This is a genomic window from Thermosynechococcus sp. GLH187 (assembly GCF_031583395.1).
Taxonomy (GTDB): Bacteria; Cyanobacteriota; Cyanobacteriia; order Thermosynechococcales; family Thermosynechococcaceae; genus Thermosynechococcus.
In genome coordinates this window covers 1-20,727 of sequence record NZ_CP134175.1, presented here as the reverse complement: position 1 = coordinate 20,727, position 20,727 = coordinate 1, and the positions used below count along the sequence as shown (strand labels likewise).

The following is a 20,727-nucleotide window of genomic DNA, read 5'->3' as shown; positions in this document are numbered from 1 at the left end:
GGTGCAACCTATCGCTCAACGTTTTGAAACTTCTTAATAATGATTTCTGCCAAGATATTGACCAGCAGTGTCAGGATCATGAGCACTAAACCGGCATACAGCAGTGCAGCCACTTGCTCTCGCCCTGCTTCCCCAAACTGGGAGGCAATCAATGACGCGATCGTCGAACCCGGCTCAAGGATTGAGAGGCTGATGCGGTTGGTATTGCCCACGAGCATAGCTGCGGCCATCGTTTCCCCCATCGCCCGACCGAGAGCCAACATAATCGAACCCACAATTCCAGAGAAGCCAGCAGGAATGAGCACCCGCAAAATCGTCTCCCAGCGGGTGGCGCCTAGAGCCATTGCTCCTTGGCGTAAGTAAGGAGGCAAAGAAACCAGCGTTTCCCGTGAAATGGAGGTGATCAGGGGCAAAATCATGAACGCCAGCACTAGACCTAAGGTGAGGATGCTGTTACCGCGAGGACTGGTACCAAAGAGAGGAATCCAGCCGAGGTACTCGTGCAGGAAATTGTAAAATGGCCGCAAAAAGGGAATCAGCACAAAGATGCCCCACAGGCCAATGACCACACTAGGAATGGCAGCTAATAGCTCAATCGCAAATGCAATTGGGGTACGAATGTACGTAGGTAGAAAGTCCTCACTGAGAAAGACGGCAATACCCAGTCCTAGGGGAACTGCCACCAGTAGGGCAATGAGGGCACTAACAAGGGTACCGTAGATTTGGGGTAGGATGCCGTAGATATTTTGCACCGGATCCCATGTGGTGCTAGCCAGAAAGCGCAGACCAAATCGTGTAATTGCAGGTATAGCCGCAAGGCCAATTTGAATCACAATCCAGAGCAGGGCAACAGCCACCGCCAAGGCAAAGACCATTGTCAGATAGTAGAAGGATTGATCGAGGTAGTAGCGGAGGTTTTTCCGTGCCTCAATCGCAGCCAAATCCGGTGATTCAGGGGGAGTGCTGGTAACAGCCATAGGGTTTCACGGGTAATATTGATCAGTTGCCTCAATTGCCATAACTGGCTCTTTTTCATCCTAGGGGATTGCGAGGGGGAAACACTCCCCCTGCGGTTGCATGATTTAGCCTGTGACTTTCACCTTATCGAGGGTTGCCTTGACTCGCGCGACGATGTCGTCAGGCATGGGAACATAGTCCAGTTGTTCGGCAATGCTTTTGCCCTCATTGCCCAGTGCCCAAAGCAGCACATTTTCAAGGGCTTGCCATTTTCTGCCATCTTGGTACTCAGGGTACACCAAGATCCATGTCAAGCCAGCGATGGGAAAGGCTTCGGGATTTTCGGGATCCGGCACTAGCAATGCAAAATCTTCGGGAACGTCAGCGCCCTCAAAGGCTTTGGAGGCAGCTTCCGGGGAAGGATAGACGAAGTTACCTGCCTTGTTTTCCAGTAGGGCGCGGGGCAAGTTGTTGAGTTTGGCATAGGCATACTCGACGTAGCCAATGGTGCCTTCGTTTTGCTGAATTTGGGCAGCCACGCCTTCATTGCCTTGGCCACCAACACCCACAGGCCAATTGACGGAGGTGCCAACCCCTGCCGGCCAGCCAGGACACACGGTGTTGATGTGGTTTGTGAAAATAAATGTGGTGCCACTGCCGTCAGAGCGGTGGGCAAAGGTAATTGGTTTATCGGGAAGCGTTTTACCCTCATTTGCAGCAACCAGCTTGGGATCATTCCAGCGGGTAATTTTGCCCATGACGATGTCGCAATAGACCGCCCGCGGTAATTTCAGTTCATCCACACCGGGCAGGTTATAGGCAAAGACAACGGCACCACCGACCATGGGAACTTGGATGGGGTCAGCCTTGTATCTTTCCTGAAAGGACTTCAGGCGATCGCCGGCTATCGGTGCATCGGAACCAGCAAAATCCACTGTGCCGTTAATATACTGCTCCAAACCAGCACCACTGCCAACGGATTGATAACTGATTTGGACGTTGGGATCAACCTGCTGGGCGTAGGTTTTGAACCAGTTTTGGTAAAGGGGGGCAGGAAAACTGGCGCCGGCACCATTAATATTTATCGGCTCGCCCGCTTGATTTGGGCCACCCCCTCCTTGAGGACCGCAAGCAACAACGATGCCAGCGGTAATAATAGCGGAGAGGATCATGAGAATTCGAGATTTTCTGAGTTTGAAGATCATAAGCGCGATCGCAAGTAAGGACAATGAACGAATGCATTGATGCATCAGTAGTTACAGCCCCTCTCGTGAGGATTGAGACTGCTCCAAACAGTTAGAACGATTGTGCGCTGACAGCAGGCACGAGGCTCTCATCCCCGTTCATGTGCTCCATAGTTTTTAGAACAAGGGCTGTATGACAGCTTGCTCGATAGCAACGACAAATCTATCGCGACTCAAAGACAAGCTAGGGCGATAATACGGGAACGATGTAAAGGTTAGGTTAAGAACGACTCCATCTGTTAATTAAGTTTTTTTATTATTGTGCAGTCTCTGTCGATCTGAACCAAAGCTTGGGTAGGGCAGTCTAAACTTAGTTTTCCGCTGGGTGTAGTGAGGAATACTTTCAAGGAAGCAATTTATAAAAATTTTCTTAATCTCTAGGTTCCTGAGACCAAAGGCAGCCTAAGATTATCGCTAGGGTGTTCTCAACAATACTTTCTCTAGGGAGAAGGGCTAACGAAATACCTTAAGATAAGACTTTTTAAGTCTCAATTCTTTGAATTCAAGTTACTAACTTTAGAAGGATTTATATTAATAACTCATCTTTGAAGTTTTATTTATAAATAGTTTTGGCAAGTTATTCATCGTTTTTAGTGATTTTGTTTTAGTGGGGAAATAGTTGAATTCACCAATTTTCTAATTGATGCAATATCCGTCATTTTTAGAGTGAGGCTTGAGTGATGCAGTTTCAGCAATTGAGGCGCGGCGTTTTACCCCTTTTGGCCATCATCTTTGTGGGCTGCACAATGGAGGCGGCATCTAATGACCCAATGCTCAAGGTGATTCGGGTGGATGGATCGAGCACGGTTTATCCCATTTCCAGGGCGATCGCCGAAGGGTTTAAGACCACGCCCAATGGTCAAGAGGCCGATATTGCCGTTGCTTTTTCAGGGACATCTGCTGGCTTTCGCGCCTTTTGTAGCGGCAAAACGGATATTAGTGACGCCTCTCGCCCGATCCTCATTACTGAAATGAACGAGTGCATTGCCAATGGTGTCCCCTTTATTGAATTGCCCATTGCCTTTGACGCGCTGACGATCGCTGTCCATCCCCAAAATACTTGGCTCAAGGAAATTTCTGTGGCTGAGCTGAAAAAACTCTGGGAAAAAGCGGCGGAGCAAAAGCTCACTCGCTGGAACCAATTACGTCCCGACTTTCCCAATGCACCCATTGTGCTCTGGGGACCAGGTCAAGATTCAGGCACCTTTGATTATTTCAACGAGGCGATTCTTGGCAATCAGCGCGGCTCTCGCACCGACTACAAAGCCAGCGAAGACGATAACGAAATCGTAGCGGGTATTGCCGGGGATGTGAATGCCCTTGGTTACCTTCCCTATGCTTACTACATGGCCAACCAGAATCGGCTACGAGCTGTGCCCGTCAATGATGGCCGAGGGGCAATTCCGCCTTCAGTGGAAACGGTGCAAAACAGTACATACCAGCCCCTCTCGCGCCCCCTCTTCCTCTATGTCAATGCCAAATATGCCCAAGACAAGCCCCTGCTGCGACAGTTTGTTGAGTATTACATCCAGCAGGCACCGACGGTCGTTCCCAAGGTCGGGTATGTTCCCCTTACGCCCGAAGGCTATCGCTTGGCAGGCATTCAGTTTATTCGCCTAGAGGTGGGGACTGCCTTCAAGGGGGTGCCTGAACCTGATGTGACGATTGAAGAGGTGCTGCGACGTCAGGTGATCTTCCAAGAGGCCCATGCCAATAATCCGACCCCCTAGAATAGGGGCATGGAAATTATCGAGAAGTCTCAGCAGCGGCTGATTTTGCGCAGTCGCCCTTGGGGGGTGTGGCTGGCAGGTCTGATATTCTGTGTTGGTGCTGCTGTACCGATTTGGTTTGCAGCCCGCTATGAGCTGGTGTGCCGCCATGAGGTTCGCGTTATTGATAGTCGCTGTCGCTGGGTGCGCTCTGGGGCAACGGGGGTACAGATCACCCAAATTCCCCTGAATCGGCTCCAAGGGGTGGGCATTATCGAGCAGTGGCGCTCTAGTCGCGGACGACGCTACCGTGTCTATCAGGTGCACCTACAAACCGCCGCGGGTTCTATTGCCTTTGGTGAATTTACCCGCGATCGCCAGAATCGGGAAGCCGTTGCCGAACGCATCCGTCGCTTTTTGCAGCAGCCGCAACATCCCCCTTTAACATTAGTGGAAGACAACCACTGGTGGGGATTTTTGATCTTAGCTATTGGCTGGGGTCTAGGCTTACCCCTAATCTTTATCGAAGCCAAGGTGCTGGTGCTGGTTTTTGATAAAAGTGCAGGCGTGGTATCGCTGCAATATAGCAGTCTTCTCAGGACAGAAAAGAAAACCTTCCCTTGGCATGACCTCAAGGATGTCGTCGTACAGCTCTCCCGTGGTAAGAAGGGCAGAGTATCAGCTCGTTTGGCCTTGGAGTTACAGAATGGGCAGGTAATTCCCCTGCGGTTTTATTACAGCAGTGATGTCAGGGGCACTCAGGCACTGCAAGCCACGATTCGGGCGTTTCGTGATCGTTCGTGATCAAACGTAACGGGTACGGCGGAACGGCAATAAATTAGCTAGGCTAGAAGCAAGAAATTTCCCTCAGCAGGGATAGAAATTTTATCTGAGAATAGCAAATTAGAATTTGTTAGCGGTTGTTGACGCGAGCGATCGCTAGCCCTGAATTCCCGAAAAATTTATCCCTTTGCTGTGGGCGATTTCTGTTAGAAAGGCTACAATCAATGAGGTTTTAGTTAAAATTAGTCAAAAGATTCCTGCACAGTCTCAACCGCTCGCTACTGCCTGCTCCCTGACCCCGTGGGTCACACAGGAAATTTTTCAAGATGATCCAGCGGCAGAGATCCTGAGGATGTGGAATCTAGAGCCTATGCCCCCGTCCAACCGCTTTCCTTAGCTACATTCCATGATTGAAATGTGGCTGACGATTCTAGCGTCACCAAAGGCAACGGTTGCCGACAACACACTGACAATACACATTTAGGGAGATTTTACGAGGACAACGGCATGACCCAAGCGAATGTACTTGACGTTTACGACCCCGCAACAGCCCCCCTTGAGGATGAGGTGGCTCTACTCAGTGACTATGGCCTTGATGCTGTAGAGGCCGAAGAAGAGGAGGAGAGCGAAGACTTTGAGGAGGTCAGCGACGATCTTGACGGCAAGCCCACAAAAGGTCGTGCCAGCCGACGGCGGACACAGGTCAAGAAGAAACACTACACCGAGGACTCGATACGCCTCTATTTGCAAGAAATTGGCCGCATTCGTCTATTACGTGCCGACGAAGAAATTGAATTGGCGCGCAAAATTGCCGATCTCTTAGAAATGGAGCGAGTGCGCGATCGCCTGTGTCAACAACTCGGCTGTACCCCTGAAGAGCTAGAGCGCAATCCTGAGCCTTGGGCTACAGAGCTGGGTATGACCGTGCAAGCCTTTCGCCATCGCTTATTTGTGGGTCGCAAAGCCAAGGAAAAAATGGTGCAGTCGAACCTGCGACTGGTGGTGTCGATCGCCAAAAAATACATGAACCGGGGGCTATCCTTTCAGGACTTGATTCAAGAGGGCAGCCTAGGGCTCATCCGCGCTGCCGAGAAATTTGACCACGAAAAGGGCTATAAATTTTCCACCTACGCCACCTGGTGGATTCGCCAAGCCATTACCCGTGCCATTGCCGATCAATCCCGCACCATTCGTCTGCCTGTGCACCTGTACGAAACCATTTCGCGGATTAAGAAAACCACTAAACTCCTCTCACAGGAAATGGGGCGCAAACCCACTGAGGAAGAAATTGCCGATCGCATGGAAATGACCATTGAAAAACTGCGCTTCATTGCCAAATCGGCACAACTGCCCATCTCCCTAGAAACCCCTATCGGTAAAGAAGAGGATTCCCGTCTGGGGGACTTCATTGAATCTGAGGGTGAAACCCCTGAAGATCAAGTGTCCAAGCACCTGCTGCGCGAAGATTTAGAAACAGTATTGTGCACCCTTAGCCCCCGCGAGCGAGATGTGTTAAAACTGCGGTATGGCTTGGACGATGGTCGCATGAAAACGTTGGAGGAAATTGGTCAACTCTTTAACGTCACCCGTGAGCGCATTCGCCAAATTGAGGCCAAGGCCCTGCGGAAACTGCGCCATCCCAACCGCAACAGTGTCCTCAAAGAATACATTCGTTAAGGAGTCGTTTATGTTGCGTCCCCTCATTGCCCTGACCGTTGGCCTGTCTGCCACTTTGGTGGCAATGCCGCAACCCAGTTCTGCCCAAGCCTGTGCCTATGCCAAAGGGCTAAGTCATCAAAGTCTGAGTAATTCCTCATTCTTCGATAGCAGCAAGCTGCCGATCGCCCTTGGACTGGGTGCAGGTGCAATTACAGCAGCGGCAGTGGGGGTGACCCTCTGGCAACGGCGGCAGCAAACGGATGCCCCGACCCCTGCTTCTGATGCTGCCTCTTTGGAACTGCCGGTGGTCTTGCCAGAGTCTGAAGGTGCAGAGCGTTCTGAAGATGTGACACCCATTGCCTAGTTATCGATTTGTCAAATTACTCCCCCTCATGGGGGCGATCGGGGTATTCCTAGGCTGTAGTCCCATTGCGCAGTCGGATACCCCGTTACCCTTATCAACCGCTGAACCCCTGTTAGAATCGCAGCCACCACCAACACTGGCGGTACGCATTGAAACCGTTGTTGAAGAGTTAGAGCATCCTTGGGCAGTAACTTGGCTGCCGGATGGCAGTGCGTTGATTACTGAGCGCCCCGGACGGTTGCGGCGATTTCACCAAGGGCGTTTGGGTTCACCTATTCGTGGCGTGCCGCCGGTCTTTGGCCAAGGCCAAGGGGGCTTATTGGATGTCGCCCTTCACCCCCGCTTTGCTGAAAACAATTGGGTTTATCTTACCTATGCCCATGGCACAGCATCCGCGAATCGTACTCGCCTAGCACGGGGGCGTCTGGTGGGCGATCGCCTTGAAGAGGTGACAGTTCTCTTTGAAGTCTCGCAAGCGAAAACTGGGGCACAGCATTTTGGCTCCCGCTTGGCTTGGCTCCCCGACGGCACATTGCTCATGGCCATTGGCGATGGCGGCAATCCCCCAATTGAACTGGAAGGCAAATTAATTCGCGAGCAAGCCCAAAACCGCCGCAGTCATTTGGGCAAAATTATTCGCCTGCGGGACGATGGCACTGTGCCGGAGGACAATCCCTTTGTGGGCGATGCCACGGCCACCCCCGAACTCTGGAGCTACGGCCACCGCAATATCCAAGGACTGGTGGTTGATCCAGTCACAGAAACAGTGTGGTCAACGGAGCACGGCTCCCTTGGTGGTGATGAACTCAATCGCATTGAGCGTGGTGCCAACTATGGTTGGCCAGTGGTCACCTATAGCCGTGAGTATTGGGGGGCAGAAATTACCCCAGAGCGGCGACGGCCGGGGATGGTGGATCCTTTGGTGGTGTGGACACCGGCCATTGCGCCTTCAGGGCTAGCAGTTTATCGGGGCGATCGCGCTCCCCAGTGGCAAGGTGCCCTTTTTGCCGGCGGTCTCGTCTCCCAAGATGTGCGCAAAATTCGAGTCAATACCAACAATGCTGTTGCAAGCCAAGGACGCATTCCGATAGGTCAGCGGGTACGGGATGTGCGCCAAGGCCCCGATGGTTACCTGTACGTTCTCACCGACGATGCCCAAAATGGCCGATTGTTGCGTTTAATTCCTTAACGTTCAGCTAAACAAATCTTTATCGCCACTTAAATACAAGCCAATATCTTGAGTCGAGGAACAAAAAGCAGTCGCAGGTGAGGTGTGACTGCCGAATTGTGTGTTGAGGAGTGTATATGCGTTCTTGGGGGAAGCTTCTAGGAAGCTGCCTAGTTGGCTTGGGCATCATTTTGGGATTGAACAATGCAGCCGTTGGCCAGTCATCAGCAGAGGAAATGTTAGGGCCTCGAATCCAGCCCCGTGGAACGATTCGCTTCAATAGTGAAGGCGCTGGTTTTGATCACTACCTCAGTGCAGAAACATTTATTCCGTTCTTTCAACAGCAGGGTGCTAGCGTCGGCTTCTTTGAAGGCAAACTCCTCATGGCCACGCCCAATACAGCCTTGGGGTACTTGGCTACCGTGCCCTGACAGGCAATCAGAAATTTGCCCTTGGTGGCTACCTATCCTACGATTTTCGCAACACGGGAGATGCAGGTTTTAACCAGCTTGGGCTTGGTCTGGAACTCTTGGGAGATGTTGATGTCCGTATAAACGGCTATATCCCCCTAGGGACTCGGCAAGTCCTTCTCAATCAAGCAGTGGGTTCAATCGGCACCATTCAAAACAACCAGATTCTTCTTGATCGCGATCGCCTTTTCCAAGAAGCGCTGACGGGTTTTGACTTTGAAGTAGGAACCCGATTGGTTCCATTAGGTAAAGACTATCTGCGGGGTTACGCAGGTTTATACTACTACAGCGGTGAGAGTATTGCTGATTTTGTTGGCGTCCGTGCCCGTTTAGCTACCCGCCCTATTGAGTACCTCAGCCTCAGTGCAACAGTGCAAAATGATGATCGCTTTGGCACGAAAGCTTGGTTTGGAATTGGGGTTTCTTTTCCCGGTGTCGCAGGTAGTCGCCGCCGTGCTCCAGAACAGGGTCAAAATGTAGCAGCCCGTCTAGGTGAATCTCCAGAGCGTCTCAGCTTTATTACCGTTGATAACGAACTTGTTGAGGATCAAATTGCGGCAATTAACCCTGCTACAGGTCAGCCTTATCGCGTTTTCACAGTTGATACTGGCGCTGGCAGCGCGGCTCGTATTAATGATTTACCCCTTGCTCAAAACGATATTGTCTTAGTTGGCGTTGCTGACACCGATGGCAATACCGCAGGTCAGGGCACAATTAATCTCCGAGATGGCGTCCAACTCCTCTCGACAACTGTCAATCGGCAACTACCAAGTACAGTAGGAACCATTACGATTCCTGCTCTGACACCCAGTAGCCAAAAGCCGATTATCGCTGCCACTATTATTTTAGCTAAGAATAATACAATTGAGGGGTTCAATATTACACCGCCTTCCGGCCAACCTGCAATTATTGGTAATAACGTCAATCCACCGCGTATTCTCAACAATCAAATTACAACCATCAATGCCAACGGCATCAGTATAACGAATAGTACTGGTGTACAAATTACCAATAACCAAATTACGAGTACCAATGGCAGTGGCATCATTTTAGTCAATGCTGAATCCCCTGTGGTTCGCAATAATACCGTTACAATTACGAGCACAACTGCCCCTGCCTTTAACCGCCGTGGCATCAGTATTACTGAAAGCACCAACGCAACGATTGAAAATAACACTATTGATGGCGGTGTTGGTGAGGGAATTGGCCTAGATAATGCCCTTGGAAATGTAACTATTCGCGGCAACACTGTCCGTAATGTTGGCCAAACAGCAACAGATACTAACCTCGAAGCTAGCATCTTCATTCGCAACAATCGTGGCAACGCCAACATTACCATCGAAGATAACGTGACTGAAAACAACTTGACGCCAGGTAATCGTGTGGATGGAATTGAATTTAACCTCTGCCGTGGCGATAGCTTTGCTGTGGCTGACCGTTTCAGTGACAATCAGTTTGCGAACTGTGCGGCTCCCGCGAGTGCAACTGTTATCGTTCGGAACAATCAGATTCGCAACATTGGTACAGGTACCGACGGCAGTGATGGCATTGACTTCAATATTGGCGATGGTGCCAACCTCACAGCCGTTCTAGAAAATAACGTGGTTAACAATATTTCTGATGCGGGGATGACGTTTGATATTGTCAGCAGTGCGGCTCCAATTGCACCTCCCAGCGCAAACATCATAATTCGCAACAATGAGATACGCAACATCCTCAATGATGATGCCATCACGCTAGAGTCCAACAGTGCAGGACAAGTGGTACTAAACATTGAAAATAATGTAATCCAAAATATTGGCAATGGTAATGACGGCATTGACATTGAGTTCACCACGAATGCTGCCAATCCAACACCGGCACGGGTCAGAATTGTTGGCAATCAGCTTTCTGGTGTCAGCGATCGCGGGATAGAAATCGATACCACTAACAATGCTAGCTTGCAACTTGAGGTTAGCAATAACAGTATCCAAGCAACAGCTGGTGGTGAAGCAGTGCGACTGCGTGCTCAGAATACTTCTCGCCTCAATGCCACAGTCAACAATAACACCCTCACTCAAGGGAATCCTGCCACGCGAAGTTTAGAGCTGCGGGCTGATAATAATGCAACACTGTGTGCAAACGTATTTAGTAACGTCGAAACAAGTGGTGCAGGTTTCCGCTTACGACCCCAGAATGCTCCTGTCATCTTCCGTGTTGTTGATAGGCCGAATCTTAGCCTTAACAACGGTGGAGTTACTATTAGCACAACTGGCGCAGGAACAGTTACCAATATCACGCCTGCCATATTTAGTGCTGCACCACCCGCTGGTTGTACATTCCCCTAGGACTCAGCAGGATTGTGATACTCACTCAAGGTGGTCAAAGAGTACTGCCAACAGTGTTCGAGCCAGTCTATCAAGGTCTCGCGAGGGGCAGAGACTTGTCGCACCACTGACCACACCTGTAAGGCAGCTAAGGGGGAGTTGACCTCGACCCTCAGGGGTTGATAGGGAGCATAGTCACAGGGCACCTCTAGATCAATCAACCGTTGGTAGATCGGCCAGCGTAATTGCCACTGAACTGCAATAAGGTGGGGGTTTATAGACATTCAATAAGCACTCCACTATTGAAAATGTACAGAAAGGTAGTTTAGGATCGGGCTGTCAGAGCTAAGTTAGTTAGCTCACTAGTGTCCGCAAAGGAGCATCGTGCTATGACGACCAGTGCATTGCCGCGCCAAGCGTTTGGCGAGATGAAAGATACCGTTGTACTGCTGGAGAAAGCCACCACTACGCCCATCTGTGAGGGGATGAATCGCCTCTTGGCCAGTTTTCAAGCCCTGTATTTGCAGTACCAAAAGCATCATTTTGTGGTTGAGGGGGCAGAATTTTATCCACTGCATCAGTTTTTCCAAGACTGCTATGAACAGGTGCAAGGTCACGTCCATGACTTGGGTGAACGTCTGAATGGTCTGGGGGGCGTGCCTGTGGCCGGTTTTCAACAGTTGGCCACGCTCTGCTGCTTTACCCCTGAACCGGAGGGGGCTTTTAATTGCCGCCAAATGCTCACTAATGATTTGCAGGCCGAACAGGCAATCATTGGTGTTCTGCGGCAACAGGCTACCCAAGCAGAGAGTTTGGGCGATCGCGCCACTGCCTACCTCTATGACCAAATCCTGCTGCAAACGGAGGAGCGTGCTTACCACATTGGTCATTTCTTGGCCAACGACAGCCTGAAGGCGTAGTCTTTCGCAATTTAGGTTAACGAACCTTAATGCAAGATCACGGTTGTCCATAAAACGCCCCCACCCAAGGGGGTTTTTTAATGCAGATTTTTCCTATTGCTTAGCCTAGCTTAGTTGCGATTAAATTGCAATAAATTTATCCGAGGAGGTTTGTTGCAGGACGCTGGCGGGGATACTGTTGCATCAGGGCACGCACCTGCTCGGCGTGGTAGGAACTACGGGTGAGGGGAGAGGAGACCACCTGCAAAAAGCCCATGGATTCGCCAAGCTGCCGCCATGCTTCAAATTGCTCTGGTGGAATAAAAGCCTGCACGGGTAAGTGTTTCGGACTCGGCTGCAGATACTGGCCAATCGTGAGAATGTCGCAGCCCACTTGACGCAGATCCGCCATCACTGCCGCCACTTCCTCAGGGGTTTCTCCCAAACCCACCATCATGCCTGACTTTGAGTAGATCCAAGGGGCGCGATCGCGCACCCGTTGCAGCAGTTCCAGACTGCGCTGATAGTTGCCTTGGGGACGCACCCGCCGATAGAGACGGGGCACGGTTTCGGTGTTGTGGTTCAGCACTTCGGGACTGGCGGCGAGAATTTGATCTAAGGCCTGCCAATTGCCACAGAGATCGGGAATGAGCACTTCAATGGTTGTTTGGGGCGATCGCGCCCGCACAGCCTGAATCGTGGCCACAAACTGAGAGGCACCACCATCAGCCAAGTCATCCCGATTTACCGAGGTAATGACAACATGATTGAGCCGCATTCGCACCACTGCTTCCGCCAGTCGCTGGGGTTCAGTGGCATCCAAGGGCAGTGGCTTTTTCGCAAAATCAATATCGCAGTAAGGACAAGCGCGGGTGCAAGCTGGCCCCATCATTAAAAATGTCGCCGTTCCCTCATGGAAACATTCACCAATATTGGGGCAAGAGGCCTCTTCGCAAACGGTATTGAGGTTTAAGTCCCGCAACAGTTCCTTGACGGAACCGACCCGCTGCCACTGGGGTGCTTTGACCCGTAACCACTCTGGCTTAACAACCACGGCTAACTCCACTGCAAATTCAAAAACAAACAAAGGGAAAACGTCAATTGTGCCACCAACAGAAAGAGGTAAATTAGAGCACGGGGGCGAAAAATCGTCAGCAGTAATCCCAGCCCCTTGAGATCTACCATCGGTCCGAGGACAAGAAAAGCGAGAATTGACCCCGGCGTAAACGTGGCAGCAAAGGCAAGGGCAAAAAAGGCATCAACCGTCGAGCAAATGGAAATCACTGTGCCCAAGATCATCATTGCCACAATCGAGATCACCGGCCCTTGGCCAAGGCTGAGAATGAGTTCGCGGGGAGCCGCCACCTGAATAAGAGTCGCCACTAGGCTACCGAGGACTAAAATTCCCCCCAATTCGCGAAATTCCTGCACCACATTCTCCAGGACTTGGGGCAGACGCTGCTGCCAAGGCATCGTTGCAGTCGGTGGCGCAAGCGTGAGAGTTTCCATGGCAAGGGGTTGGCCGGGGGTTCCCAACAGGTAGGTGCCTGACTGGAGCAAGGCCGGTATAGTGGCTGCTTGAGGCTGGGGACGACGCATGAGACTGGTGACGGTGGGCTGCAAAAAGGGGGTTAGATCCTTTTGGAAACTAAAAACCCAGCCAATAATGGTGGCGATCGCCAGTGAGAAGAGGACACGAAAGACGACAATTTCCGGTTGATCACGAAAGGCCGTCCACGTTGCCCAAATCACAATCGGGTTGATTGTCGGTGCTGCCAACAAAAAACCAATGGCCACGGATGTAGGCAGTCCTTGCACCAATAATCGCCGCGCCACCGGCACATTGCCACACTCACACACTGGAAAAAGAAAGCCAATGCAACTGCCGATCAAGGCTCCCAGCAGGGGCGATCGCGGCAAGCGACGAATGAGCGCCTGCTCATCTACAAATAGCAGCAGCACGCTAGAGAGCAAAATGCCCAGCAGCAGAAACGGCACTGCCTCCACCAGTAGGCTCAGAAAAAGGGTAAAACCGCTTTGCAACTGATTCGCAAATGTCATGGGTGTATAGCGGGGTCTAGGACACAATCTCCTTCAACTCGAGGGGACTCGGCTGAATATCCGTTTGCCGTGAATCGGTAATTAGCCAATCGAGGGCAGCAGCCTTGAGATCAATCGTTGTCCCTGTTTTGTCAACACAGTAGCGGCCAAAGACCAGCTTATCCACAAGACGCACATCCGAACCAAGGCGGGAATACTCAAAAATCACACAGTTATCGACGACAGCACCACTGCAAATGTGGCAATTGGGGCCAATCATCGTCGGCCCAATAATCGTTGCCCCATCTTCAATCTTGGTCATGCCGCCAATGTATACAGGGCCTTGAATTGTGACTTTATCCCAGTTGACCGCCACATTCAGCCCGGTATAAATGCCGGGGAACTGCTCATGGCCGGGAATCGAGACATTTTTAATTGTGCCCTCAAGAACGCCGCGCACCGCTTGCCAGTAATCGGGGACTTTACCAATATCAATCCATTCAAAGTCCATTGCTAGGCCATAGAAGGGGGCACCCATTTCCACCAATTTAGGGAACAGCTGGCTGCCAATGTCGTATTCCTGGTTGGAGGGAATGTAGTCGAGAATTTCTGGCTCAAAAATATAAATTCCCGTGTTGATATTGTTGCTCAGGGCTTCTTCAACGCTAGGTTTTTCTTGAAAAGCGATAATGCGATCGCTCTTATCGGTGACGACGACGCCATAGCTCGAGACATCCTCTTTGGGGACTGTTTTCATAATCACGGTAGCGATCGCCCCCTTTTGGCGATGCCAAGCCACCGCTGCCGTCAAATCCAAGTCAATGAGGGCATCCCCACACAGCACCACAAAGGTGTCATCAAAAAAGGGGTGAAAATCTTGAATTCGCTTGATTCCCCCCGCAGAGCCTAGGGCTTTGCCCACGAGTTCGCCATCCTTGATATAGCCCTCAAAGGAGTAGGCAATCTCTACACCAAAGCGTTGGCCATCCTGAAAATAGCTTTCAATTTCGTGGGCTAGGTGACTAACGTTCACCATAATTTCAGTAAACCCATGCTGCCGCAAAAGTTCTACCAAAAACTCCATCACCGGTTTTTGCAAAATTGGGATCATTGGCTTCGGAATGGTGTATGTAATCGGGCGTACCCGCGTGCCTTTTCCAGCCGCCAAGATCATTGCTTTCATATCGGTTTTACCTAATCTACCAACACTGAAAGGGAGACACCCCCACTCGTGATAACAGCCCTTTTCACAAGGTACGCAAGACTCTGGAAAGAGCCAAAGCTATGGTTGATCACTACTCCTTGAGGAACCCCACGTTTTAGAAAAGGGCTGTCCCCCCCTAGCTTACCTCAATCCAGGGCATACACTCGTCCATGGTAGAGCAAGCGGGTAATCCCTTTGGACTGAAGATAGCTGCGCACTTTCCGCAGCATTTCGCCGTCGGGTACCTTAACAACGGTCTTGCGCCACTGGACATCACTGGCCTTATAGAGGCGTTGATTTTGCTGGGAATAGCGTAGAGCCACGGGGCGGCTATCGAAAATGGGTAGGGTACTTTGTTGCGCTTCTTCACTGGAGAGGGCACCTAAACCGCGAAAGGCTTCTAGGGGACGGGTGAGCAGTTCCGCCCGCCGATCCACAACAACATAACAAGGACGGGGCAGCACTGCTTCTGCAAGGGGAATGACCTCCACCGACTGCACCACTTCTACATCGGCGAGATCCGGTAAGGGAATATCCCCCTCAAGTTCCTCGTCATCGTCATCTTCGAGATCGTCATCCTCTGCATCACTGTAGTCATCCTCATCGAGGACAACGGCCTCTGCCGTCTCTACATCTTCTAAATCCTCTTCCTCTGGCATGTCATCCGTTGCAGCCACCGCCAATAGGGGAGCTTCAGGGGCAGCCGCTTCTTCTTCCATTTGTTTGATCACACGCCGAATGGTGTTTTCACTCACACCAAATTCCGCTGCTAGAGCTTTGATCGTTTGTCCGGCGGTGTACTGTTGAAAGACACGCTGGCGTTCGCTGTCACTGAGTCGCTTGTAGGTCATGGATTCAGATTAAGAAGCAGGTGGCCAGATCTATTATCTGGGGTGGCGGTGCCAGAATATTGATTTCAGCCAAAACCCTGTTCAGTGGGCGATCGCTAGCGCAGGCGCACAAATCCTGCCTTTTCAATGGCGGCTTGCCCTTGATCCGTGAGCAAGAGTGCAGCGTAGGCACGTCCTGCTTGGGCATCGAGGCTATTGTCCTCCTTGGTAATGACAAATAGGCGGCGGGTGATGGGATACGTCCCCTCTTGAAATGCACGCTGATTCAGTTGGTTGCGCTGTTGGGGACACTGCTCAGGGGGAACATAGGGGTCTTGATAGGGAGGCACGTACTCATTGGCTTGGCGGCCGAGGGGAAGCGGGTGGATGCTGCACTGACCCACGACCTCGGGCGCAGAGGCATAATAAATACCCCCCAGTGTCGCGGCGACGCGCCGTAGGCCATCGGTGGTATCGCGAACCATGACCACATTGCGACCAAAAGGCTGCTTCCCTAGCACTTCCTGAATAAAGTATTCAACGGTACCACCATCTTCCGGACGGCGAGAGAAGGGGGTAATCTTTTGGTTGGGGCCGCCCACCTGCTGCCAATTGGTTACTTTGCCGGTGTAAATATCCACCACTTGTTGCACCGTCAGTCCGGGAATTTCTAGCCTCGGATTGACAGCGATCGCCAGCCCATCAATAGCAACAGGAATGGCAGTTAATTTAATACCCTGAGCCGCTGCCTTGGCTAGCTCTTCGTCCTTGAGGGAACGGGAAGATTGGGAGAAAGACAATTGATGATTCAGTAACATGCGGATCCCACTGCCCGACCCCGGCGTTCCTGTGGGCGGATCCACATAGCGCAGTTGAAAATTGGGCCAAGCCGCTTGCAGCAGCGGATCCACATCGCGGCGAATGGGTGCCCAAGTGGTGCTACCGCCATAATTAAAAAGACCACTGGGGACATTCTTGACTTGGGTAAACGTGGATTGACCCTTGGTTCCGAGATTGAGACCACCATTGCCAATGATTTCGCCGTTATTGATGAGGCGAAGCACCAGCCCTGCACCAATGCCCAAAAGGCCGAGGGTGGCCAGCAAGGAAAGGAGTAGAGGCAGGAGAGAATTGCTTTTCCCTTGGAACATACAAAATAATTGCTGTCATTTTTTTCCAGCCTAGCCCAAACCAAGGGATGTTGGGGATACTCTCTTCAGTGCCGCTGCCTCAGCCCCTCATGCCCCCGTTAGCGAAGGATCGGGAATTCCGCGACAATGATGAAGAAACGTTCATTGAGTTCAACATGCGCTACCGTCGCTTTGGTCGTACCCAATTACCAATGCCTGTCTTTTCCTGTGGCGGCATGCGCTATCAGTTTTCATGGCAGGATGTCAGCCCGAGTACGATTCCAGAAGAAAATCAACGCAATTTAGAGGCGACGATTTGCCGAGCCGTCGAGCTAGGCATTAATCATATTGAAACCGCCCGTGGCTATGGCACCTCAGAAGTGCAGTTGGGCAAAATTCTGCCGCGGCTGCCTCGCGAAAAGCTGATTGTGCAAACCAAAGTGGGGCCGCGACCCACCGCCAAGGAATTTCGCGCCACCTTGGAAACCTCGCTGCGTAATCTGCGGCTGGACTACATCGATTTGCTGGCAATTCATGGCCTTAATTTGCCAGAGCATCTGGAACAGGTGCTGCGACCGGGGGGATGCCTAGAGGTGGCACGGGACTGGCAAGCGGCAGGAAAGATCCGCTTCATTGGCTTTTCTACCCACGGCAGTCTGGAGGTGATCCGCCGGGCGATCGCCAGCGATGCCTTTGACTACGTCAATCTGCACTGGTACTACATCAATCAGCAGAATTGGCCCGCCATCCTCGATGCCCAAGCGCGGGATATGGGCGTCTTTATCATTAGCCCTGCGGATAAGGGGGGGATGCTCTACAAACCACCCCAACGCCTAGTGGAACTGTGTGCCCCCTTAAGCCCAATGGTCTTTAACGATCTGTTTTGCCTCTCCCATCCCCAAGTGCATACCCTGAGTGTCGGTGCTGCTCGCCCCAGTGATTTTGATGAGCATCTCAAGGTGCTCGATCTGTTGGATCAGGCCGCTGAAATTTTGCCGCCGATCTTGGCGCGACTGGAGCAAGCCGCCATTGAGCGGTTGGGGGAAGACTGGTACCACACTTGGCATCAGGGATTGCCCGACTATCGCCACACCCCCGGTGAGGTGAATATCCCCACCATTCTCTGGCTGTGGAATCTGGTGCAGGCCTACGATTTGCTGGACTATGCGCGGATGCGCTATAACTTGCTTGGCAACGGCGGCCACTGGTTTCCTGGAGCCAATGCAGCCCAAGTCAAGCACTTGGATTTAGACCCCTGTTTGCAAAAGAGTCCCCATCGGCAGAAGATTCCAAGGATTTTGCAGGCAGCCCATGATCTGCTCAGTGGCACGCCGCAGCAGCGATTATCTCAATCTTGAGGATAGGGGGGTTCCCCCAGCAAATCGCGGACAATTCCCCTAGGCGATCGCTCTAGGTGCCACCGACAATAAAAGTATCAAGGGTAAGAGGTCAACACCATGGATTTCATCTATCACCTCAGCAATGCCAGCCTTACCCTGCGGGTTGTGCAATTCTTGCATGAATACGCCAAGCTGCCAATACAGTTTGTTACAGTCATTCATCAAGTGGATGGGTGGGTGATTCGCATTAAAATGCATTCGCCCCTCTCCAACGAACAAGCAGGGAATTTCCGCGCCTTCTTGAACGAATTGGGATTCCCCTACACACCGGGGATTTCGCTGAAAATGGCACTGTGGGCACTGGAAACCGGACAGTCAATGGTGGAGGTGATGCGCCGTTATCAAGTGGCGATTGTCTCCCATGGCTACCCCAACTACGACGACATTGAAGCGTTTCGCAAGCAGTTCATTCAAGGCTTGGGCTACTGTCCCGAAACCTTGGCCTAGGGCATCGTGTCCCTTTGGCCTTGCTCTTGGCGATGCTGCAAGATTCGTTCTGCAAGGGGGAGATCGCTGGGAGTGGTGATCTTGAGATTGGTTTCTTCGCCTAGAACAATGTGCACGGCATAGCCTAGGCGTTCAAAGAGGGCAGCATCATCTGTAACTTCCCAGCCTTTGACCACCGCCATTTCATGGGCAATACGCAACGGCTCGACGCGAAAGCCTTGGGGAGTTTGAGCGGCCCACAGGGAGTCCCGCTCTGGGGTTTGGACAACAACCCCTTCATGGTTGACAATTTTAATCGTATCTTTGACCGGCACGGCGGCAATGAGTCCGGCATAGGTCTCTAGGGCTTGGGCACAGCGGTTGATCAGATCGGGGGTGGCAAGGCAGCGGGCACCATCGTGGATCAGCACCTGCTCAGCCCTTTCGGGAAGTGCCTGTAACCCATTAAAAACGGAGGCTTGACGGGTCTCACCCCCTTCGATGAGCTGGACGGGCTGCCGTAGGTTCAAGTCCCCAAGGAGTGCTTCCCAAGTGGGAAAATCCTCTGGCTGGCCAATAACGCCAATCCATTCAATCGCTTCCGCAGCAGCCACCGCTGCCAATGTCCATGCCAACAGGGGTTTACCCAAGAGTTGCAAGCGCAGTTTATTGTGGCCTGCCCCCATGCGTTTACCCATGCCGGCGGCGGGAATGAGGATGTGCATTCATACCCCTTTCAAGACTGTTTTTATCTTGGCATAGGAAGGCTCTGCGCACTATGGCTCTGTGGGACGGCTGGCCAAGTTAATGCGATCGCTGAGTTGTCGCAGCAGGCTGCCCATTTCTGGATCGGTACGTTGCAGTTCGGCCACCTTGTCACAGCTATACATGACGGTGGTGTGATCCTTGCCGCCAAACTCTTCACCAATTTTCGGCAGACTCAAGCCCGTGTATTGGCGCATCAGATACATACCCACTTGACGCGCCATGCTAATTTCGCGACGGCGGGAGTTGCCCTTGAGATCACTAATAGACACATTCAGGGCTTCAGAGACCACATTCAGGATCACCTCTGGGGAGGTCTCAATTTTGCGGATGGCTGGACTCAGAACGGGGGCAATATTTTCCACCGTCATCGGCAACCCAGAAATGGAAATGTAGGCCACCGCTCGAATCAGTGCCCCCTCTAGTTCCCGAATATTGGAAGTGTAGCTGGCGGCAATATACTCAATCACATCGCGGGGCAGGCGGATATTTTCGTACTCCGCTTTTTTCTGGAGAATGGCCATGCGGGTTTCCAAGTCCGGGGGTTGAATATCGGCGATCAGCCCCATGGAAAAGCGGGAGCAGAGGCGCTCTTGCAGGCGGGGAATTTGACTGGGGGGACGATCGCTGGCCAAAACCACCTGCTTACCGGCCTCGTGCAGTGTATTGAAGGTGTGAAAAAACTCCTCTTGGGTGTATTCCTTGCCCTCAATAAATTGAATATCATCCACGAGCATGACATCCACCGCCCGATAGTGCTCGCGAAAGCTCTGCATACTGTCTTTGCGGATGGCGGCAATCAAATCATTCGTAAACTGCTCGGTCGAGACATAGAAAATCTTGGCATTGGGATCAATTTCCAAGCGATAGTGACCGATCGCCTGCATGAGATGGGTCTTGCCCAAGCCAACGCCGCCACAGAGAAAGAGAGGATTAAACTCCCGCCCCGGTGATTCCGCCACTGCCAAGCAGGCCGCATGGGCCATGCGATTATTGGGGCCAACGACATAGCGGGAAAAGACATACTTGGGATTCAGTTCACTGCCGCGATGACGAGCGGGCGGGGTGGTAGCCTCTACTTCAGCACGACTGGTGGGGCGAATGCTGGTGTCATGCTCTGCCCCTTGGGCGATCGCCAGCTCAATCTCCACCGCCTCACCGACAATTTCCCGTGCCACATCGGCAATGGTTTTCAAATAGTACTTTTGCAGCCAATTGCGGGCAAAGGGATTGGGGGTGCAAATCGTCAGGGTCTGGCCATCAAAGGACTGCACCGTTGCTGTCTTAATCCAAGTTTCAAACGTCGGGCGACTGAGCAACAGTTGCAACCGCTCCAAAATTTGGTGCCAGAGATCTTCGGCAGAGCTAATCAC

20 protein-coding genes are annotated in these 20,727 nt (G+C 51.9%); 10 read left to right on the top strand and 10 right to left on the bottom strand.

All coding sequences use genetic code 11. The annotated features are described in order from the left end of the window. Positions 1-8: 8 nt before the first annotated feature. Together pstC and pstS are read right to left on the bottom strand one after the other, a co-directional pair. Positions 9-977, bottom strand: coding sequence for a phosphate ABC transporter permease subunit PstC (gene pstC, locus RHI63_RS00100; protein WP_206200544.1), 969 nt, complete (start codon positions 975-977; stop codon positions 9-11). A 105-nt stretch (positions 978-1,082) separates the two neighbouring features. Continuing rightward, positions 1,083-2,129 (bottom strand): phosphate ABC transporter substrate-binding protein PstS, encoded by a 1,047-nt coding sequence (pstS, locus tag RHI63_RS00095; protein WP_225901600.1) that lies wholly within the window; start codon positions 2,127-2,129, stop codon positions 1,083-1,085. 749 nt (positions 2,130-2,878) lie between these two features. On the opposite strand from pstS, the gene RHI63_RS00090 reads away from it, so the two are divergent. From RHI63_RS00090 to RHI63_RS00060, 7 genes are all read left to right on the top strand, one after another. Further along, positions 2,879-3,931, top strand: coding sequence for a PstS family phosphate ABC transporter substrate-binding protein (locus RHI63_RS00090; RefSeq protein ID WP_399373003.1), 1,053 nt, complete (start codon positions 2,879-2,881; stop codon positions 3,929-3,931). Positions 3,932-3,940: 9 nt separating this feature from the next. Continuing rightward, positions 3,941-4,714 (top strand): PH domain-containing protein, encoded by a 774-nt coding sequence (locus tag RHI63_RS00085; protein WP_310437773.1) that lies wholly within the window; start codon positions 3,941-3,943, stop codon positions 4,712-4,714. Positions 4,715-5,200: 486 nt separating this feature from the next. After that, complete coding sequence (rpoD, locus tag RHI63_RS00080) at positions 5,201-6,370, top strand: RNA polymerase sigma factor RpoD (protein WP_310821681.1); 1,170 nt, start codon at positions 5,201-5,203, stop codon at positions 6,368-6,370. A 10-nt stretch (positions 6,371-6,380) separates the two neighbouring features. Next, on the top strand, positions 6,381-6,716 hold the full coding sequence (locus tag RHI63_RS00075; protein WP_206200539.1) for a hypothetical protein: 336 nt from the start codon (positions 6,381-6,383) through the stop codon (positions 6,714-6,716). Between the two features lie 28 nt (positions 6,717-6,744). Then, complete coding sequence (locus RHI63_RS00070) at positions 6,745-7,905, top strand: PQQ-dependent sugar dehydrogenase (protein ID WP_206201547.1); 1,161 nt, start codon at positions 6,745-6,747, stop codon at positions 7,903-7,905. Positions 7,906-8,021: 116 nt separating this feature from the next. Continuing rightward, positions 8,022-8,315: a hypothetical protein gene (locus RHI63_RS00065; protein ID WP_310821680.1), complete on the top strand. Its 294-nt coding sequence runs from the start codon at positions 8,022-8,024 to the stop codon at positions 8,313-8,315. 98 nt (positions 8,316-8,413) lie between these two features. Next, complete coding sequence (locus tag RHI63_RS00060; RefSeq protein WP_310821679.1) at positions 8,414-10,681, top strand: right-handed parallel beta-helix repeat-containing protein; 2,268 nt, start codon at positions 8,414-8,416, stop codon at positions 10,679-10,681. Here RHI63_RS00060 and RHI63_RS00055 read toward each other — a convergent pair. Then, the gene (locus RHI63_RS00055; protein ID WP_206200537.1) at positions 10,678-10,944 is read right to left on the bottom strand and encodes an Asr1405/Asl0597 family protein; all 267 of its coding nucleotides are present in this window, start codon (positions 10,942-10,944) and stop codon (positions 10,678-10,680) included. The genes RHI63_RS00060 and RHI63_RS00055 overlap by 4 nt on opposite strands. Before the next feature lie 105 nt (positions 10,945-11,049). Between RHI63_RS00055 and RHI63_RS00050 the strand changes: the two genes are divergently transcribed. Continuing rightward, on the top strand, positions 11,050-11,580 hold the full coding sequence (locus tag RHI63_RS00050; protein WP_206200536.1) for a Dps family protein: 531 nt from the start codon (positions 11,050-11,052) through the stop codon (positions 11,578-11,580). 136 nt (positions 11,581-11,716) lie between these two features. Here the strand turns inward: RHI63_RS00050 and lipA are convergent, their stop codons facing one another. From lipA to RHI63_RS00025, 5 genes are all read right to left on the bottom strand, one after another. Further along, positions 11,717-12,613: a lipoyl synthase gene (lipA, locus tag RHI63_RS00045; RefSeq protein WP_206201546.1), complete on the bottom strand. Its 897-nt coding sequence runs from the start codon at positions 12,611-12,613 to the stop codon at positions 11,717-11,719. A 2-nt stretch (positions 12,614-12,615) separates the two neighbouring features. Beyond that, positions 12,616-13,620 (bottom strand): permease, encoded by a 1,005-nt coding sequence (locus RHI63_RS00040; protein WP_310743166.1) that lies wholly within the window; start codon positions 13,618-13,620, stop codon positions 12,616-12,618. Between the two features lie 16 nt (positions 13,621-13,636). After that, positions 13,637-14,782 carry a sugar phosphate nucleotidyltransferase gene (locus RHI63_RS00035; protein WP_206200534.1) on the bottom strand — a complete coding sequence of 382 codons (1,146 nt, stop codon included), beginning with the start codon at positions 14,780-14,782 and terminating at the stop codon, positions 13,637-13,639. A gap of 167 nt (positions 14,783-14,949) precedes the next feature. Next, complete coding sequence (locus RHI63_RS00030; protein WP_206200533.1) at positions 14,950-15,654, bottom strand: helix-turn-helix domain-containing protein; 705 nt, start codon at positions 15,652-15,654, stop codon at positions 14,950-14,952. 95 nt (positions 15,655-15,749) lie between these two features. Next, positions 15,750-16,784, bottom strand: coding sequence for a PstS family phosphate ABC transporter substrate-binding protein (locus RHI63_RS00025; RefSeq protein ID WP_310437769.1), 1,035 nt, complete (start codon positions 16,782-16,784; stop codon positions 15,750-15,752). A 155-nt stretch (positions 16,785-16,939) separates the two neighbouring features. Between RHI63_RS00025 and RHI63_RS00020 the strand changes: the two genes are divergently transcribed. Next, entirely contained in the window at positions 16,940-18,121 is a 1,182-nt protein-coding gene (locus tag RHI63_RS00020) for an aldo/keto reductase (protein WP_315863433.1), read from the top strand. A 99-nt stretch (positions 18,122-18,220) separates the two neighbouring features. Beyond that, positions 18,221-18,610: a hypothetical protein gene (locus RHI63_RS00015; RefSeq protein WP_302678510.1), complete on the top strand. Its 390-nt coding sequence runs from the start codon at positions 18,221-18,223 to the stop codon at positions 18,608-18,610. On the opposite strand, the gene ispD is transcribed toward RHI63_RS00015, so the two are convergent. Then, positions 18,607-19,314: a 2-C-methyl-D-erythritol 4-phosphate cytidylyltransferase gene (ispD, locus tag RHI63_RS00010; RefSeq protein ID WP_310744653.1), complete on the bottom strand. Its 708-nt coding sequence runs from the start codon at positions 19,312-19,314 to the stop codon at positions 18,607-18,609. The genes RHI63_RS00015 and ispD overlap by 4 nt on opposite strands. Positions 19,315-19,365: 51 nt before the next feature. Beyond that, positions 19,366-20,727 carry a chromosomal replication initiator protein DnaA gene (dnaA, locus tag RHI63_RS00005; RefSeq protein ID WP_206200529.1) on the bottom strand — a complete coding sequence of 454 codons (1,362 nt, stop codon included), beginning with the start codon at positions 20,725-20,727 and terminating at the stop codon, positions 19,366-19,368.

Excerpts from the sequence above, each read along its gene's own strand:
- RHI63_RS00050 (WP_206200536.1), top strand. The coding sequence starts at position 11,050 with ATGACGACCAGTGCATTGCCGCGCCAAGCGTTTGGCGAGATGAAAGAT.
- ispD (WP_310744653.1), bottom strand. The coding sequence starts at position 19,314 with ATGCACATCCTCATTCCCGCCGCCGGCATGGGTAAACGCATGGGGGCA.
- RHI63_RS00070 (WP_206201547.1), top strand. The coding sequence starts at position 6,745 with ATGGGGGCGATCGGGGTATTCCTAGGCTGTAGTCCCATTGCGCAGTCG.
- RHI63_RS00030 (WP_206200533.1), bottom strand. The coding sequence starts at position 15,654 with ATGACCTACAAGCGACTCAGTGACAGCGAACGCCAGCGTGTCTTTCAA.
- pstS (WP_225901600.1), bottom strand. The coding sequence starts at position 2,129 with ATGATCCTCTCCGCTATTATTACCGCTGGCATCGTTGTTGCTTGCGGT.
- RHI63_RS00035 (WP_206200534.1), bottom strand. The coding sequence starts at position 14,782 with ATGAAAGCAATGATCTTGGCGGCTGGAAAAGGCACGCGGGTACGCCCG.
- RHI63_RS00075 (WP_206200539.1), top strand. The coding sequence starts at position 6,381 with ATGTTGCGTCCCCTCATTGCCCTGACCGTTGGCCTGTCTGCCACTTTG.
- RHI63_RS00065 (WP_310821680.1), top strand. The coding sequence starts at position 8,022 with ATGCGTTCTTGGGGGAAGCTTCTAGGAAGCTGCCTAGTTGGCTTGGGC.
- pstC (WP_206200544.1), bottom strand. The coding sequence starts at position 977 with ATGGCTGTTACCAGCACTCCCCCTGAATCACCGGATTTGGCTGCGATT.
- RHI63_RS00055 (WP_206200537.1), bottom strand. The coding sequence starts at position 10,944 with ATGTCTATAAACCCCCACCTTATTGCAGTTCAGTGGCAATTACGCTGG.
- RHI63_RS00040 (WP_310743166.1), bottom strand. The coding sequence starts at position 13,620 with ATGACATTTGCGAATCAGTTGCAAAGCGGTTTTACCCTTTTTCTGAGC.
- RHI63_RS00085 (WP_310437773.1), top strand. The coding sequence starts at position 3,941 with ATGGAAATTATCGAGAAGTCTCAGCAGCGGCTGATTTTGCGCAGTCGC.
- RHI63_RS00020 (WP_315863433.1), top strand. The coding sequence starts at position 16,940 with ATGCGCTACCGTCGCTTTGGTCGTACCCAATTACCAATGCCTGTCTTT.
- RHI63_RS00025 (WP_310437769.1), bottom strand. The coding sequence starts at position 16,784 with ATGTTCCAAGGGAAAAGCAATTCTCTCCTGCCTCTACTCCTTTCCTTG.
- rpoD (WP_310821681.1), top strand. The coding sequence starts at position 5,201 with ATGACCCAAGCGAATGTACTTGACGTTTACGACCCCGCAACAGCCCCC.
- RHI63_RS00015 (WP_302678510.1), top strand. The coding sequence starts at position 18,221 with ATGGATTTCATCTATCACCTCAGCAATGCCAGCCTTACCCTGCGGGTT.